11 protein-coding genes are annotated in these 14,643 nt (G+C 72.3%); 6 read left to right on the top strand and 5 right to left on the bottom strand.

The window, feature by feature from the left end; translation table 11 throughout:
* Nucleotides 1-13 precede the first annotated feature (13 nt).
* The 3 genes from ACZ4M3_RS12735 to ACZ4M3_RS12725 are packed head-to-tail and all read left to right on the top strand — an operon-like array spanning nucleotide 14 to nucleotide 2,568.
* The gene (locus ACZ4M3_RS12735; RefSeq protein WP_467731782.1) at nucleotides 14-241 is read left to right on the top strand and encodes a hypothetical protein; all 228 of its coding nucleotides are present in this window, start codon (nucleotides 14-16) and stop codon (nucleotides 239-241) included.
* A gap of 30 nt (nucleotides 242-271) precedes the next feature.
* On the top strand, nucleotides 272-2,308 hold the full coding sequence (malQ, locus tag ACZ4M3_RS12730) for a 4-alpha-glucanotransferase (protein ID WP_467731780.1): 2,037 nt from the start codon (nucleotides 272-274) through the stop codon (nucleotides 2,306-2,308).
* A 20-nt stretch (nucleotides 2,309-2,328) separates the two neighbouring features.
* Nucleotides 2,329-2,568 carry a hypothetical protein gene (locus tag ACZ4M3_RS12725; protein ID WP_467731778.1) on the top strand — a complete coding sequence of 80 codons (240 nt, stop codon included), beginning with the start codon at nucleotides 2,329-2,331 and terminating at the stop codon, nucleotides 2,566-2,568.
* Nucleotides 2,569-2,692: 124 nt separating this feature from the next.
* Here ACZ4M3_RS12725 and ACZ4M3_RS12720 read toward each other — a convergent pair whose 3' ends face one another.
* Nucleotides 2,693-3,190: a MarR family winged helix-turn-helix transcriptional regulator gene (locus ACZ4M3_RS12720; protein WP_467731776.1), complete on the bottom strand. Its 498-nt coding sequence runs from the start codon at nucleotides 3,188-3,190 to the stop codon at nucleotides 2,693-2,695.
* Between the two features lie 150 nt (nucleotides 3,191-3,340).
* Here ACZ4M3_RS12720 and ACZ4M3_RS12715 point away from each other — a divergent pair, with 150 nt between their 5' ends.
* The 3 genes from ACZ4M3_RS12715 to ACZ4M3_RS12705 are packed head-to-tail and all read left to right on the top strand — an operon-like array spanning nucleotide 3,341 to nucleotide 6,211.
* Nucleotides 3,341-4,282, top strand: a complete 942-nt coding sequence (locus tag ACZ4M3_RS12715; RefSeq protein WP_467731774.1) for an EamA family transporter — start codon at nucleotides 3,341-3,343, stop codon at nucleotides 4,280-4,282.
* 41 nt (nucleotides 4,283-4,323) lie between these two features.
* Nucleotides 4,324-5,286: a DMT family transporter gene (locus ACZ4M3_RS12710; protein WP_467731772.1), complete on the top strand. Its 963-nt coding sequence runs from the start codon at nucleotides 4,324-4,326 to the stop codon at nucleotides 5,284-5,286.
* A gap of 10 nt (nucleotides 5,287-5,296) precedes the next feature.
* Nucleotides 5,297-6,211, top strand: coding sequence for a LysR family transcriptional regulator (locus ACZ4M3_RS12705; protein ID WP_467731770.1), 915 nt, complete (start codon nucleotides 5,297-5,299; stop codon nucleotides 6,209-6,211).
* A gap of 57 nt (nucleotides 6,212-6,268) precedes the next feature.
* Here the strand turns inward: ACZ4M3_RS12705 and pepN are convergent, their stop codons facing one another.
* The 4 genes from pepN to ACZ4M3_RS12685 all read right to left on the bottom strand — a co-directional run bounded on the left by pepN (nucleotide 6,269) and on the right by ACZ4M3_RS12685 (nucleotide 14,518).
* A complete protein-coding gene (gene pepN, locus ACZ4M3_RS12700; RefSeq protein ID WP_467731768.1) occupies nucleotides 6,269-8,866 on the bottom strand; it encodes an aminopeptidase N in 2,598 nt (865 codons plus the stop codon).
* 167 nt (nucleotides 8,867-9,033) lie between these two features.
* Complete coding sequence (locus ACZ4M3_RS12695; protein ID WP_467731766.1) at nucleotides 9,034-10,065, bottom strand: aspartate-semialdehyde dehydrogenase; 1,032 nt, start codon at nucleotides 10,063-10,065, stop codon at nucleotides 9,034-9,036.
* Between the two features lie 273 nt (nucleotides 10,066-10,338).
* Nucleotides 10,339-13,674, bottom strand: a complete 3,336-nt coding sequence (locus tag ACZ4M3_RS12690) for a S8 family serine peptidase (RefSeq protein ID WP_467731764.1) — start codon at nucleotides 13,672-13,674, stop codon at nucleotides 10,339-10,341.
* 274 nt (nucleotides 13,675-13,948) lie between these two features.
* Nucleotides 13,949-14,518, bottom strand: coding sequence for a CGNR zinc finger domain-containing protein (locus tag ACZ4M3_RS12685; RefSeq protein ID WP_467731762.1), 570 nt, complete (start codon nucleotides 14,516-14,518; stop codon nucleotides 13,949-13,951).
* Nucleotides 14,519-14,643: the final 125 nt, after the last annotated feature.

The following is a 14,643-nucleotide window of genomic DNA, read 5'->3' as shown; positions in this document are numbered from 1 at the left end:
AAGGAGTGCTTCCATGAAAGCCCGACCCGTCCGCACCTCCACCGGCCACCCCTCGACCACCCGCGCCCCGCTCCGCCACCTCCGCGCCCAGAGCGGTCCGGCGGACGTGTCCTGCACCCCCCTCACCAGCGAACCCCCGCTCGCCTGCACCGCGTACGCACCGCTGACCAGCGAACCCCCGCTCAGCTACGAGGCCGCGCTGACGAGCGAGCCCACCGTGCCCGCCCGCGCGGGCGACTGACCCCCATCCAGCGATCAGACAGGGACTCATATGGACGACCTCGACCGGCTCGCGGCGCTGCACGGCGTCGCCACCGCCTACCAGCCCTCCGAGGACGTCACCCTGCGGGTCCCGGAGACCACCGTCGCCGCCGTGCTCGGCCGACTGGGGGTGGCGGCCGCGGACCCGGAGTCCGTACGCGGCGAGTTGGCGGCGGCGGAGCGGGCCGCGGCGCAGCGGCTGCTGCCGCCGGTCCTCGTCAGCTGGGCCGGAGCGACCCCGGACGCCCTGGCCGCGCTGCCGCCCGGCACCGCGGTCCGCGTCGCCCTGGAGGAGGGCGGCGAGCTGCCCTGGGGGCCCGGACTGCCGCTGGGGGTACACCGCCTGACGGCCGACGCCCCGGACGGCCGCACCGCCACCGTCACCCTGATCCTGGCCCCGGACCGGGCCCCGGCCGCGCCCGGCCGCACCCACGGCCTGCTCGTCCAGCTCTACTCCCTGCTCTCCGAACGCTCCTGGGGCATGGGCGACCTCGGCGACCTGGCGGCGCTGGCCGACTGGGCGGCCCGCACCCACGGCGCCGGGTTCCTCCAGGTCAACCCGCTGCACGCGGCCGTTCCCGGCAGCCCGACCGACCCGTCCCCCTACCGGCCGTCCTCGCGCCGCTTCCCGGACCCGGTCTACCTGCGCGTCGAGGACGTCCCGGAGTACGCCGCCTGCCCCGACCGCGAGGCGCTGGCCGGACTGGCCGCCCGGGCCGGGGAGCTGCGCCGCGCGGTGCTGGAGAAGGGCGCCCTCATCGACCGGGACGCGGTGTGGGCGCTCAAGCGCGCCGCCCTGGAACTGCTGTACGCGGTTCCGCGCACGCCCGCCCGGGACGAAGCGTTCCGCGCCTTCCGTACGGCCGGCGGCTCCGCGCTGGCCCGGCACGCCACCTGGTTCGCGCTCTCCGAGCGGTACGGCAGCGACCGCGCGGGCTGGCCCGAGGGCGTCGAGGACGCACCCGAGACGGCCCGGTCCGCGGAGTTCCACTGCTGGCTCGCCTGGCTGACCGACGCTCAGCTGACCGCCGCCCAGCGCGCCGCCCGGGACGCCGGCATGACCGTCGGCCTGGTGCACGACCTGGCCGTCGGTGTGCACCCGCAGGGCGCGGACGTCTGGGCCGCGCCGGACACGCACGCCGAGGCGGTCACCGTCGGCGCCCCGCCGGACGCCTTCAACGCGCGCGGCCAGGACTGGGGGCTGCCGCCCTGGCGCCCGGACGCGCTCGCCGCCTGCGGCTACGCCCCCTTCCGGGCCCTGCTGCGCGGGGTGTTCCGGTACGCGGGCGCGCTGCGCATCGACCACGTCATGGGCCTGTTCCGGCTCTGGTGGATCCCGCGGGACACCCCGCCCGCCGAGGGTACGTACGTCTCGTACGACGGGGAGGCGATGCTGGCCGTGCTGGTCCTGGAGGCCCACCGGGCCGGAGCCCTGGTCATCGGCGAGGACCTCGGCACGGTCGAGCCCGGGGTGCGCCGGGCGCTCGCCCGGCGCGGGGTGCTCGGCACGTCCGTGCTGTGGTTCGAGCGGGACTGGCAGGGCGACGGGCAGCCGCTGGAGCCGGCGGACTGGCGGGCGGACTGCCTGGCCACCGTCACCACCCACGACCTGCCGCCCACCGCCGCCAAGCTGGCCGGGAGCCACGTCGAACTGCGCGACCGGCTCGGCCTGCTGACCCGGCCGGTGGACACGGAGCGGGCCGAGGACGCCGCCGACACCGCCGAGTGGCTGGCCGTGCTGGACCGGCTGGGCCTGGAGGCCAAGGGCGAGGAGGCCGCCGTCCGGGGCCTGTACGCCTTCCTGCTCCGCACGCCCGCCCGGCTGGTCGGGGTGTGGCTGCCCGACGCGGTGGGGGACCGGCGGCCGCAGAACCTGCCGGGCACCTGGGACCAGTACCCCAACTGGCGCCTCCCGGTCGCCGACGCGGCGGGCCGGCCGGTGACGCTGGAGGCGCTGATGTCCGCACCCCGCGCGAACGCGCTGTTGAGCGCCGTGCGGGAGGGCGCGCGCACCCGTACGGCACCCCCGGGCGCGCGCCCCCTTTAGGTGTTCGCTACGTTTGCACCGTGGACAAGAAGAACGCTCTGCGCGCCGGCGCCGTCACGGCCGGAACGACGCTGATGATGCTGCTGATGACGTCTCCCGCCCTCGCGGCGATCCGCGACGACGGCGATGACCCGGGTCCGGGCCTGAGCGTCGGCGAGACCCTCGGTCTGTTCGTGGGCCTGCCGATCGCGCTGTTCCTGATCATCGCCGGTCTGGTGGTCGTCGGCGACAAGTCGCGCAAGCAGCGTCCGACCGCCTGATCCGGCCGCCCCTTGACGGGCGGTCCCATAGAACTTCCGGGGCGCCGGAGGTCCGTACGACGGCATGTAGCCGTGGGTGCGCGGCCTTCGGCGCCTCGTCGTGCCCCGGCGCCGGCGGGGAGGCTCAGCCCACGCCGGCCATGAGCTTGCGGAGCAGCCCGCTGAGCGCCTCGACCTCTTCGCCGTCCAGCCCGGACAGCGCGGCACGCTGCACCTCCAGGCCCGCGGCGACGGCCTCGTCGATGAGCTTGAGCCCGCGCTCGGTGATCGTCACCTGGAGCCCGCGCCGGTCGTTCGGGTCGGGGTTGCGGCAGAGCAGCCCGGCCTTCTCCAGCTTGTCCAGCCGCCCCGTCATGCCGCCGCTGGTGAGCATCAGCGTGGCCGAGAGCTGGCGCGGCGAGAGCGTGTAGGGGGCTCCGGACCGGCGGAGCGTCGCGACCACGTCGAACTCGCCGAGGGAGACCCCGTAGCGGTTGTAGGTCCGTTCCATCTCGTCGCTGACGGCCCGCGCGATCCGGTTGATACGGCCGAACACGGCCATCGGGACGGTGTTCAGATCCGGTCGCACCGCGTGCCACTGGTCGGTGATCGCGTCGACGGCGTCCTTGCTGGCCTCGGTCATGAGCACAGTATCCGGCCTCCTCTTGTTGGATCACCAAAAGTCGCTTGACGAAAAGTAGCTTAGCGCTAAGCTACTTACAAGCAACCTAAACGAGGGATTGGGCAGCCGACCCGCCGCCCCTCGTCGCCGTTCCCCTCCCGAGGAGTCGCCGTGAACCGCCTCGCCACCGTCGCCCTGACCGCACTGGCCCCCATCTCCTGGGGCTCCACCTACGCCGTCGCCACCGAACTGCTGCCACCCGACCGGCCGCTGTTCACCGGCGTGATGCGGGCGCTGCCCGCGGGGCTGCTGCTCACCGTCCTGTCCCGGCGGCTCCCCAAGGGCGAGTGGTGGTGGAAGTCCGCCGTCCTGGGGGCGCTCAACATCGGCGCCTTCTTCCCGCTCCTCTTCCTCGCCGCCTACCGGCTGCCCGGCGGCGTCGCGGCCGTCCTCGGCAGCGCCGGCCCGCTGTTCGTCGTCGGCCTCGCCGCCCTGGTCCTGGGCGAGCGGGCGAGCCTGCGCACGGTACTCGCCGCCGTCACCGGCGCGCTGGGCGTCAGCATGGTGGTGCTGACCGCCGCCGCCAAACTCGACCTCCTCGGGATCATCGCCGGTGTGGTCTCCTCCGCCTCCATGGCCGCGGGCACGGTGATGACCAAGCGCTGGGGCCGCCCGGACGGCGTCGGACCGCTGGCCATGACCGGCTGGCAGCTCACCGCCGGCGGGCTGATCATCATCCCGATCGCGGCCCTCCTCGAAGGCGCCCCGCCCGCACTCGACGGCAAGGCCTTCCTCGGCTACGGCTACATGATGCTCATCAACACCGGCACCGCGTACTGGCTCTGGTTCCGCGGCATCGGCAAGCTCTCGGCCACCTCCGTGACCCTGCTCGGCCCGCTCTCCCCGCTCACCGCCGCCGTCATCGGCTGGGCGGTCCTCGGCCAGGCGCTCTCCCCGGTCCAGCTCGTCGGCATGGCGATCGCCTTCGGCGCCACCGTCGCGGGCCAGCTGTTCGCCGCCCGAGCCGCCCGCCCCTCCGAACCGTTCACTTCTACTGAAAAGACCGATCGGAACATTTCGATGGACCTGACGGCTGAGCCGGTGCGACCGTAGCCACACGAACCGTCGACCGAATCCCGAAGGGGAGACTCCCAGTGGCCGTCCTGGACCGCGCACCGACCGCTTCACCCGCCGAACAGCCCGCCGGCGCCCGCCCGCCGGCCGGCCCGGGGAAGATCCCGGGGAAGAAGGGAGCCGCCGGCCTCGGCGTCCTCCTGGCGCTGGTCGCGACGGTCGTCTGGTCCGGCAGCTTCGTCGCCACCCGGGGAATGGCCGAGACGGTACCGCCCGTCCAGGCCGTGTTCTGGCGCTGGGTCATCGCGGCCCTGGCAGTCGCCCCACTCGCCGCCCGCCAGGCCTGGCAGCAGCGGACCCTGGTCCGGCGCAACCTGCGCTACATCGCGCTCGCCACCCTCTTCGGCGTCACCCTCTACAACACCCTCGTGCACCAGGCGGGCCTGACCACCTCCGCCTCCAACATGGGCATGATCATGGCGGCCTCACCGGTCGTCATGGCGCTCTACGCCCGCCTCGGCGGCGAACGGCTCGGCGCCCGCCGCGTCCTCGGGATGCTGCTCGCCGCCTTCGGGGTCCTGCTCCTGGTCGGGGACGGCTCGCTCGGCTTCGACTTCACCGCCGGCGACCTGTGGATGTTCGGCGCCGCCCTCTCCTTCGCCACGTACAGCGCACTGCTCAAGCGCAAGCCCGCCGAACTGGGCGGCCTGGCCTTCCTGCTCACCACCTTCGTGCTCGGCGCGCTGATGCTGGCGCCCGCCTACGCGGTGTCCGTCACCGTCCAGGGCGGCTTCCGGCTCACCCCCGGCACCGGCGGCATGCTGCTCTACGTCGGCGTGATGTCCTCCGCCGTCGCCTTCTTCGCCTGGAACAAGGCCGTCTCCCTGATCGGCGCCGCCCGGGCCGGCGTCGTCTACTACCTCCAGCCGGTCTGCGTCGCCGGCCTCGGGCTGCTGCTGCTGGACGAGCGGACCGGCCCGGCGCAGCTGCTGTGCATGGCGCTGATCCTGCTGGGCGTGGGGCTGGGGAGTGCCCGCCGGTAGGTTCGGGCCCATGACCGAGTGGGACATCAAGAAGCTGCGGATCCTGCGGACCCTGGCCGACCGGGGAACCGTGACCGCGACGGCCGGGGCGCTGCACATGACGCCTTCGGCCGTCTCGCAGCAGCTGACCAACCTGGGCCGGCAGCTGGGGGTGCCGCTGCTGGAGGCCCAGGGGCGCCGGGTGCGGCTCACGGACGCCGCCCACCTGGTCCTGCGGCACGCCGAGGCCGTCTTCGCCCAGCTGGAGCGCGCCGACGCCGAGCTCGCCGGGTACCTGTCCGGGGAGGTGGGCGAGGTACGGATCGGCGCCTTCTCCACCGCCGTGCCCGCCCTGGTGGTGCCGGCCGTCGCCGCGCTGCGCCGGACCCGGCCCGGGGTGGAGGTGCGGGTGTGCGAGACCGAGGCCGCCGAGTCCTACGAGCTGCTCTCCGCCGGGGCCGTCGACCTCGCGCTGTCCCTCGCGGCCCACGCGCCGACCGCCCGCGACCCCCGCTTCACCCGGGTCACCCTGCTGGAGGACCCGCTGGACGTGGCGCTGCCGCCCGACCACCCGCTCGCCGCCGCCCCGGTGCTGCGGCTGGCCGACCTGTCGGGGGACCGGTGGATCTACGGAGGCAGCGGGCCCTGGTCGGAGATCACCCGCTCCGCCTGCGAGGCGGCCGGGTTCGTCCCCGAGCAGGCGCACTCGGCGTCCGGCTGGAGCGCGATCCTGGCCATGGTCGAAGCGGGCATGGGGGTGGCCCTCGTACCCCGCATGGTGAGCGAACGCGCCTGCGGCACGGCGGTCCGCGTACTGGCCCAGGACCGCCCCGCCCGGCACGTCATCGCCGCCACCCGCAGCGGCGCCGAGTCGGCCCCCGCGCTGGCCCCGGTGCTGGAGGCGCTCCGGGACGCGGCCGCCGCGCGCGGCGCGCCCGCCAGCTGATCCGGGTCCGGACAGCCGGGTGCCCCGGCCGCCGGGGCGGGCCGGGGCACCCGGGACTCAGGACGCGGCGGCCGCGTCCGCCGCCTGGGCCTTGAGGGCCCGCTCCACACCGGAGCGCGCCTCCGAGACCAGCCGGCGCAGGCCCGCGTTCGGCTCGGCCGAGGCCAGCCAGGCGTCCGTCGCGTCCAGCGTTTCCCGCGACACCTGGAGGGACGGGTAGAGCCCGACCGCGATCTGCTGGGCGATCTCGTGGCTCCGGCTGTCCCAGACCTCCTTGACCGCCGCGAAGTACTTCTCCGCGTACGGCGCGAGCAGCTCGCGCTGATCCATCTGGACGAAGCCGCCGATCACCGCCTCCTGCACCGCGTTCGGCAGGTCACCGGAGTCCACGACCGACGCCCAGGCCTCCGCCTTGGCCTCCGCCGTCGGGCGCGCCGCCCGGGCGGTGGCCGCGTGCCGCTCGCCCGCCGCCGTGGCGTCCCGCTCCAGCTCGGCCGCGATCGCCGCCTCGCCGGCCACGCCCGTCGCCACCAGGCGCTCCAGGAACGCCCACCGCAGCTCGGTGTCCACGACCAGGCCCTCGATCTCCGCCGAGCCGTCCAGCAGCGCCGACAGGTACGTCAGCTGCTCCTCGGTGCGGGCCGTCGCCGCGAAGGCGCGGGCCCACGCCAGCTGGTGGTCGCTGCCCGGCGCCGCCGCCCGCAGGTGCTCCAGCGTGGCACCGGTCCAGATGGCCAGGCCCTGCTCGCGCCAGGCCGGGTCGGCGTACAGGTCGACGGCCAGCTTGACCTGGCGGTGCAGCGACTGCACGACGCCGATGTCCGACTCCTTGCCGATGCCCGACAGGACGAGGGCCAGGTAGTCGCGGGTGGCCAGCTCGCCGTCACGGGTCATGTCCCAGGCGGAGGCCCAGCACAGCGCGCGCGGCAGCGACTCGGTGAAGTCGCCCAGGTGCGCGGTGACGTTCGCCAGCGACACCTCGTCCAGGCGGACCTTGGCGTACGACAGGTCGTCGTCGTTCAGCAGCACCACCGCGGGCCGGGCGCGGCCCACCAGCTCGGCCACCTCCGTCAGACCGCCGTCGATGTCCAGCTCGATCCGGTCCGTACGGGTCAGCAGACCGTCGCGCAGGTCGTACAGGCCGATCGCGATGCGGTGCGGGCGCAGCACCGGCTCGCCCTTGGCGCCCGCCGGCAGGGCCGGGGCCTCCTGGCGGACGGCGAAGGCGGTGATCACGCCCTGTGCGTCCGTCTCGATCTCCGGACGCAGGACGTTGATGCCGGCCGTCTCCAGCCACGCCTTCGACCAGGTGGTCAGATCGCGGCCCGAGGTCTGCTCCAGGGCGCCCAGCAGGTCGGACAGGCGCGTGTTGCCGAAGGCGTGCGCCTTGAAGTACGCCTGTACGCCCTTGAAGAAGGCGTCCATGCCGACGTAGGCGACGAGCTGCTTGAGCACCGAGGCGCCCTTGGCGTACGTGATCCCGTCGAAGTTGACCAGGACGTCGTCCAGGTCGCGGATGTCCGCCATGATCGGATGCGTGGACGGCAGCTGGTCCTGCCGGTACGCCCAGGTCTTCATGGAGTTGGCGAAGGTGGTCCACGCCTGCGGCCACTTCGAGCCCTCGGCGTAGGCCTGGCAGGCGATCGAGGTGTAGGTGGCGAACGACTCGTTCAGCCACAGGTCGTTCCACCACTCCATGGTGACCAGGTCGCCGAACCACATGTGCGCCAGCTCGTGCAGGATCGTCTCCGCACGCACCTCGTACGCCGCGTCCGTCACCTTCGAGCGGAAGACGTACTGGTCGCGGATGGTGACCGCCCCCGCGTTCTCCATCGCCCCCGCGTTGAACTCCGGCACGAAGAGCTGGTCGTACTTGGCGAAGGGGTAGTCGTACGCGAACTTCTCCTGGAACCAGTCGAAGCCCTGCCGGGTCACGTCGAAGATCGCGTCCGCGTCGAGGAACTCGGCGAGCGAGGGCCGGCAGTAGATGCCGAGCGGCACGAACTGTCCGTCCTTGCCCTCGTAGGAGCTGTGCACCGCGTGGTACGGGCCGGCGATCAGCGCGGTGATGTACGTCGAGATCCGCGGGGTCGGCTCGAAGCGCCAGACGTTGTCCTTGACGTCCGCGGGCTCGGCCCCTTCCGGCGTCTCCCGCGGCGAGTTCGAGATGACCGTCCAGCCCTCGGGCGCCGTCACGGTGAACCGGAACGTGGCCTTCAGATCGGGCTGCTCGAAGCTGGCGAAGACCCGCCGCGCGTCCGGCACCTCGAACTGGGTGTACAGGTACGCCTGCTGGTCGACCGGGTCGACGAACCGGTGCAGGCCCTCACCGGTGTTGGTGTAGGCGCAGTCCGCGACGACGCGGAGCTCGTTGTCGCCCGCCGCCAGGTGCTCCAGCGCGATCCGGGAATCCCGGAAGACGGCGGCCGCGTCGAGGGCCTCGCCGTTCAGCACGACCTCGTGCACGGCCGGCGCGACGAGGTCGATGAAGGTCGCGGCGCCCGCCTCGGCCGACCGGAAGCGCACGGTGGTCACGGACCGGTAGGTGCCGCCCTCCTGCGCACCGCTGAGATCGAGTTCGATCTCGTACGAGTCGACGGTGAGCAGCTTCGCCCGCTGCTGAGCCTCTTCACGGGTGAGATTCGTGCCTGGCACGCGGTCATCTCCTTTGATGGTGACGTTGCCGCCCCATCCTTCCACGCGCCCCGCACCACCGGGCCGGAGTAATCCACGGGCGAACAGGGGCGGCGCGCGGCCGCCCTCCGGGCACGCCGGAGGGCGGCACCCGAGCGGTGCCGCCCTCCGTGGGAACGCGCGCGGGATCAGCCCTGCCGGAGCTCCTCGGCGACCAGCTCGGCGATCTGGACCGCGTTCAGCGCGGCGCCCTTGCGCAGGTTGTCGTTCGAGAGGAACAGCGCCAGGCCGTTGTCCGCCGTCTCGTCGGCGCGGATGCGGCCGACGTACGAGGCGTCCGTGCCGGCCGCCTGGAGCGGGGTCGGGATCTCGGAGAGCTCGACGCCCGGGGCGTCCTTGAGGAGCTCGTAGGCGCGCTCCACGCTCAGCGGACGCTCGAAGCGGACGTTGACCTGGAGCGAGTGGCCCGAGAAGACCGGTACGCGCACGCAGGTGCCGGAGACCTTGAGCTCCGGGATCTCCAGGATCTTGCGGGACTCGTTGCGGAGCTTCTGCTCCTCGTCGGTCTCGAAGGAGCCGTCGTCCACGATGGAGCCGGCGAGCGGCAGCACGTTGAACGCGATGGGCCGCTTGTAGACGCCCGGCTCGGGGAACTCGACGGCCGCGCCGTCGTGGACGAGCGCGGTGGCCTCGCCGGCCACGGCCTTGACCTGGCCGTCGAGCTCGGCGACGCCGGCCAGGCCCGAGCCCGACACGGCCTGGTAGGTGGTGGCGATCAGCGCGGTCAGGCCGGCCTCGTCGTGCAGCGGGCGCAGCACCGGCATCGCCGCCATGGTGGTGCAGTTCGGGTTGGCGATGATGCCCTTGGGGCGGTTCTTGACCGCGTGCGGGTTCACCTCGGAGACGACCAGCGGGACCTCCGGGTCGCGACGCCAGGCCGAGGAGTTGTCGATCACGACGGCGCCCTGGGAGGCCACCTTCTCGGCGAGCGCCTTGGAGGTGGCGCCACCGGCGGAGAAGAGCACGATGTCCAGGCCGGAGTAGTCGGCCGTGGAGGCGTCCTCGATGGTGATCTCGCGGCCTTCCCACTCCAGGGTCGAGCCGGCCGACCGGGCCGAGGCGAACAGCCGCAGCTCGTCCACCGGGAACTTCCGCTCGGCGAGGATGCCGCGCATGACTCCGCCGACCTGTCCGGTGGCTCCGACGATTCCGACCCTCACGGTGACTCCCTCATGTGTGCGTTCGACGCGTGCGCGCGTAAGGCCATCATGCGTTCGACCCCACGAGCCTTGTCCAATCCATTGTCCGAGGAACGGACGGTGTCCCCGGCGCGCACCCCGGTGACCTTGGTGCGACGGGCCGGCCGGGGCCCGTGCGGAAGTACGTCCTGCCTGGTCAGGGGCGGGGCGGGGACGTCCGCTCGGGAGGCGGGAAGCCCAGAGGGGCGGTGCTCGGTCGAGCACCGCCCCTCCGGGATCCCTACTGCGGCCGGACTACGGCAGGACCTTCTCGATCTGCACGCTGCCGGTGCCCGCGGCGGTGCCGCGGCCGTTCAGCAGCTGGACCTGGCCGAAGAACTGCCGGCCCTCGGGGGCGGCACTGCTGACCAGGACGTTCGCCGAGACCTGCGCGCTCGCGCCGGTGGCGAGGTTCACCGCGGCGGCCTCGTCGACCTGGACGGAGCCCAGGGCGGCCGAGAAGTACACGTCGCGGTAGTCGTACGTGGTGCTGCCGGACGGGACGGCGTAGCCGATCACCTTGATGCTGTAGGTGCCGGCGGCCGGGTTGAGCAGGGTCACGGCCTCCTCGGAGTCGCCGTCGGCGGAGGAGCCGACCTTGACGCCGTCCTTGTAGACCTCCAGGTCGAGGTCGGCGGCGGCGTCGGAGACCTTGCCGATCGCGACGTCGAGGCGCGAGACGCCCTCGCCGACCGTGACCTCGGTGGTCTGGGTCTCACCGGCGGCGATGGTCGGCTTGGCGACCTTCGCGGAGCCGAGCGGGCCGCCCTTGAGCTTGCCGCCGGCGATGGCCGCGGCGTCGTTCTTGATGCTCCACTGGACGGGCGCCGGGGTGCCCTGCTTGACCTCGGGGAGCACCTTGACCGCGGGGTCGAAGGAAGCGCCGAGGACCGAGACGTCCAGCTTGAACGGGTTGTCGAGCAGCGGCGACGTACGGCGCGACTCGACCTCGATCTCCCAGACGCCCGGGGTCGGGTCGGCGTAGGAGCGCAGGTCGGGGCGGCACTGGTTCGCCGGGTTGTCGTAGTTCGGGTAGCACTGGGTCGTCGCGCTGTCCTCGACGCCCACACCGTACGGGTGGATCGAGATGAAGCGCGTCTGGCTGCCCGCCGCGAGACCGCCGAGGGCGACCTCAAGGGTCTTGGCGCCCTGCGGGACCGTGACGAAGTACGACTTGGTGCTGTTGCGCTGCACCGAGGAGGTCTGCGACAGCGCGAACGAGGGGTTGCTCAGCGGGGTCGAGGCGATGACCGTGGTGAGGATCTGCTTGTCGATGCCCTCGGTGGTCTCGTCGTCCAGCTGGAGGATCCCGCTGTGCACGCCGGCCGACTTGGGGTTGGCCTCGACCTTGATGGTGACGGGCTTGTTCAGCGGCAGGGTGACGTAGTCGTAGCCGCCGACGACCTTGAAGGTGCCGTCGTTGTTGCGCCAGGTCAGGTTGTGGCGGGTGCCGTACTTGACGCCGGTGGTGCGGGTGACGACGACGTCGTAGACCTTCTTCTGGCCGACCTTGAGGCCGCCCTCGCGGTCGTACAGGCCGGTGCCGAAGCCCGGCGTCTTCAGGAACTGGTCGATCGCGGTGTCGACCGGCGCCTTGACGGTGAACTCGTTGGCCTTCGCGCCGCGCTGGAGGGACTCCCACGCGCCGAGGACGTTGATCAGACCGGAGCCCTGGGCGTGCGCCGGGACGTCGGCGATCTTCTTCGCGGTGCTGGTGAGCGCCACGCGCAGGCTCGCCGGGGTCACGGCGACGTGCTGCTGCTTGGCCGCCGAGAGGAGCAGGGCGCTGGCGCCCGTCGCCTGCGGCGAGGACATCGAGGTGCCCTGCAGCATGGAGTAACCGGCCGGGAGGCTGTAGCCGGCCTCCTTCACCGGGGAGCCGGGCAGCCAGGTCTGCGTGGTGTTGATGGCCGCGCCGGGGGCGCTGATGGTCGGCGTGAACCCGCCGTCCTCACGCGGACCGCGCGAGGAGAAGGGGAACATGTCGTACTTCTTGGTGACGCCGGAGCCGTAGTTGGCCGCCCAGGTCTCCTTGGAGACCGCCGCGCCCACGGAGATGACCTTGTCCGCGAGGCCGGGGTCGCCGATCGTGTTGACGCCGGGGCCCTCGTTGCCGGCCGAGATGACCAGCTGGACGCCGTAGGTGTCGATCAGGTTCTTGTAGAGCTCGGCGCGCGCGTTGTTGCCGTCGTTGAGCGCCGGCAGACCGCCGATGGACATGTTGACGATGTCCACGCCGCGGTTCGCGACCAGGTCGATCATGCCCTCGGTCAGCGCGACGTTGGTGCAGCCGCCGGACCAGGAGCAGGCGCGCGAGGAGACGATCTTGGCCCCGGGCGCCTCGCCGTTCATCTTGCCGCCGAAGAGGCTGTTGGCGGCGGTGATGCCCGCGACGTGCGTGCCGTGCTCGGACTCGATGATGCCGATGTTGACGAAGTCGGCCTTCTTGCCGACCCAGTCACCACCCAGCGGGTCCATCGGGACGTCCTTGCGGATCTGGATCACGAACGGGACGCGCTCGACGACGTCGGTCGCCGGGTTGTCCGTGCCGAAGTAGCCGATCTGGTAGCCGTCCTTGTACGGCTTCATCGGCTCGTTGTTCGTGAAGTCGCCGTCCTGGTCGGTGTCGACGCGGACGGTGCCGGCGACCGGGTCGTAGAGCATGCCGAACTTGTCGGTCGTGTCCCCGTCGCGGTTGACGTCGCCCTTCTCGTCACCGGTGGCGGTGATCGACTCGCTGAAGCGGCTGAACTGGAAGGAGCCCTCCGGGGCCTTCCAGCTCTGGCCGCCCGCGGTGAAGGTGCCGCCCGTGGCCGTGACCGGGGTGATCTGGGCGCGCCAGGTGGCGTCGTTGTCCGTGATCGGGTCGGTCGCGGTGACCCAGTCGACGATCTTGCGCTCGCCGGTGGTGGTCTTCTGGAGCGCGGGGTGACCGAGGTCGACGCCGGAGTCCAGGATGCCGATGGTCACGCCGCGGCCGTCGGCCTGGGGGTTCTTGGCGACGAAGTCGACGGCGCCCGTCTCGAAGGACGGGTTGTACGGGTTCTTCGCCGGGGTGTCCTTGCCCGGCCCCGGGTAGGTCTCGGCCGCGGTCTTCTGGCTCGCGCCCGCGTCCTTGCCCGAGTCCGGCCGCGGGTCCGGCAGCTGGATCTCGTGCTTGAGGTCCATGGCGTGGACCGAGGACAGCTTGCCGGCTTCCTTCAGCGCGGCCTCGGCCTTGCCGGTGGGGATCGTGGCGCGCACGTAGCCGAGCTTGTCGTTCGTCTGGCCCACCGAAGCGCCCTGTACGGCGCCCAGCTGATCGGCGACCTGCTTGGTCTGGCCGGGCGCGGTGGCCACCATGACGGTGACGGTCGCGTCACCCTTGGCCTTGGCGTCCTGGAGCAGTTCCGCGTCGGACGAACCGAGCTTCTGGTCCGCGGACTTGACCGCCGCCGGGGCGCCGGGGTCGGTGGTTCCCGTCGCGGCGAAGACGGGCATCGCCCCGGTCGCGCAGAGCGCGGCCACCAGGCCTGCGGCCGCCGCGACGCGGGCGACGCGCCTGGAGGCCGGTATTGCCCCGGATATGGAGCTGGGGGATTCGAGGGTCATCAGCATCCCTGGCTAAGTGAAAGATACGGTCCGGATTTCGGTGCCGGATGACCGGTCAGCCTTGCGCAAGTGACCGCTGTTTGGGGAGACATGTCATTGACCGATACCTGACATGGCGGACTCCCGCCACTGCGGAGCATGTGCCAGTGGGGACGCACTCGGGCATAGCGGTGCGACTCGCAGAGGTCGGCGAGTGGCTTTGTCGATATTTCGACGGCGTGTCAGGCCTGCGCGGGCGCCCGGACCTGCCGCAGGTGTGACAACTTTCGCCCGTTCAGCGCTCGCGCGTGCGCGCGTAATGTCGCGAGGCCTTCGCCCGGTTTCCGCAGACGGCCATCGAGCACCAGCGCCGGGTGCCGTTGCGCGAGGTGTCGTGGAAGTGCAGTACGCAGGTCTCGGAAGCGCACTTGCGGATCCGGTCGGGTGCGGAGGCCAGCAGTTCCAGGTAGTCGCGGGCCGCCGTCCAGGCCGGCCCCCAGGCGGGATCGGCGAATTCGGCCCGCTCGCCCGGTCCTTCGGCGGTCAGCGTGGCCCGGATCCGGCCGTGCTCCAGCACGGCGTCGACGAGTGCGCGCGCGCCCTCGTCGGCGGGGTCCGCCACCGCGCGGGCCAGCGACTCGCGGGCGGTCAGCAGGTGCACCAGGGTCGGGGCGTCGGCGCGGAAGCGGCCGGCCAGCCCGCTGCTCTCCAGCCAGACGGCGAGCCCTTCGAGGCGGGTCAGCCCGAAGGCCCCGCCGAAGAGGTCCGCGACCTCGCCGTCCGCCATCCAGCGCGTGTTCAGCAGGTTGAGGGAGACCGGCTCGCCGGTCAGCGGGCGCGGATCCGCCGGACTCTGCGCCGTCATGAAAGGCCTCCTCGCCCGGTCCGCGGCCCGTCTCCCGCGCCTTCGCTAACCCGTCAAGCGTACGTGACCGGTTGACGCCGCCACCTCTAACCTCTAATTTTAATTAAGAAGGTTAGAAACCTCGC

Source organism: Streptomyces sp. NPDC026522, assembly GCF_055567555.1.
The sequence above is the reverse complement of the archived record's forward strand: the minus strand, read 5'-3'. Positions and strand labels throughout refer to the sequence as shown.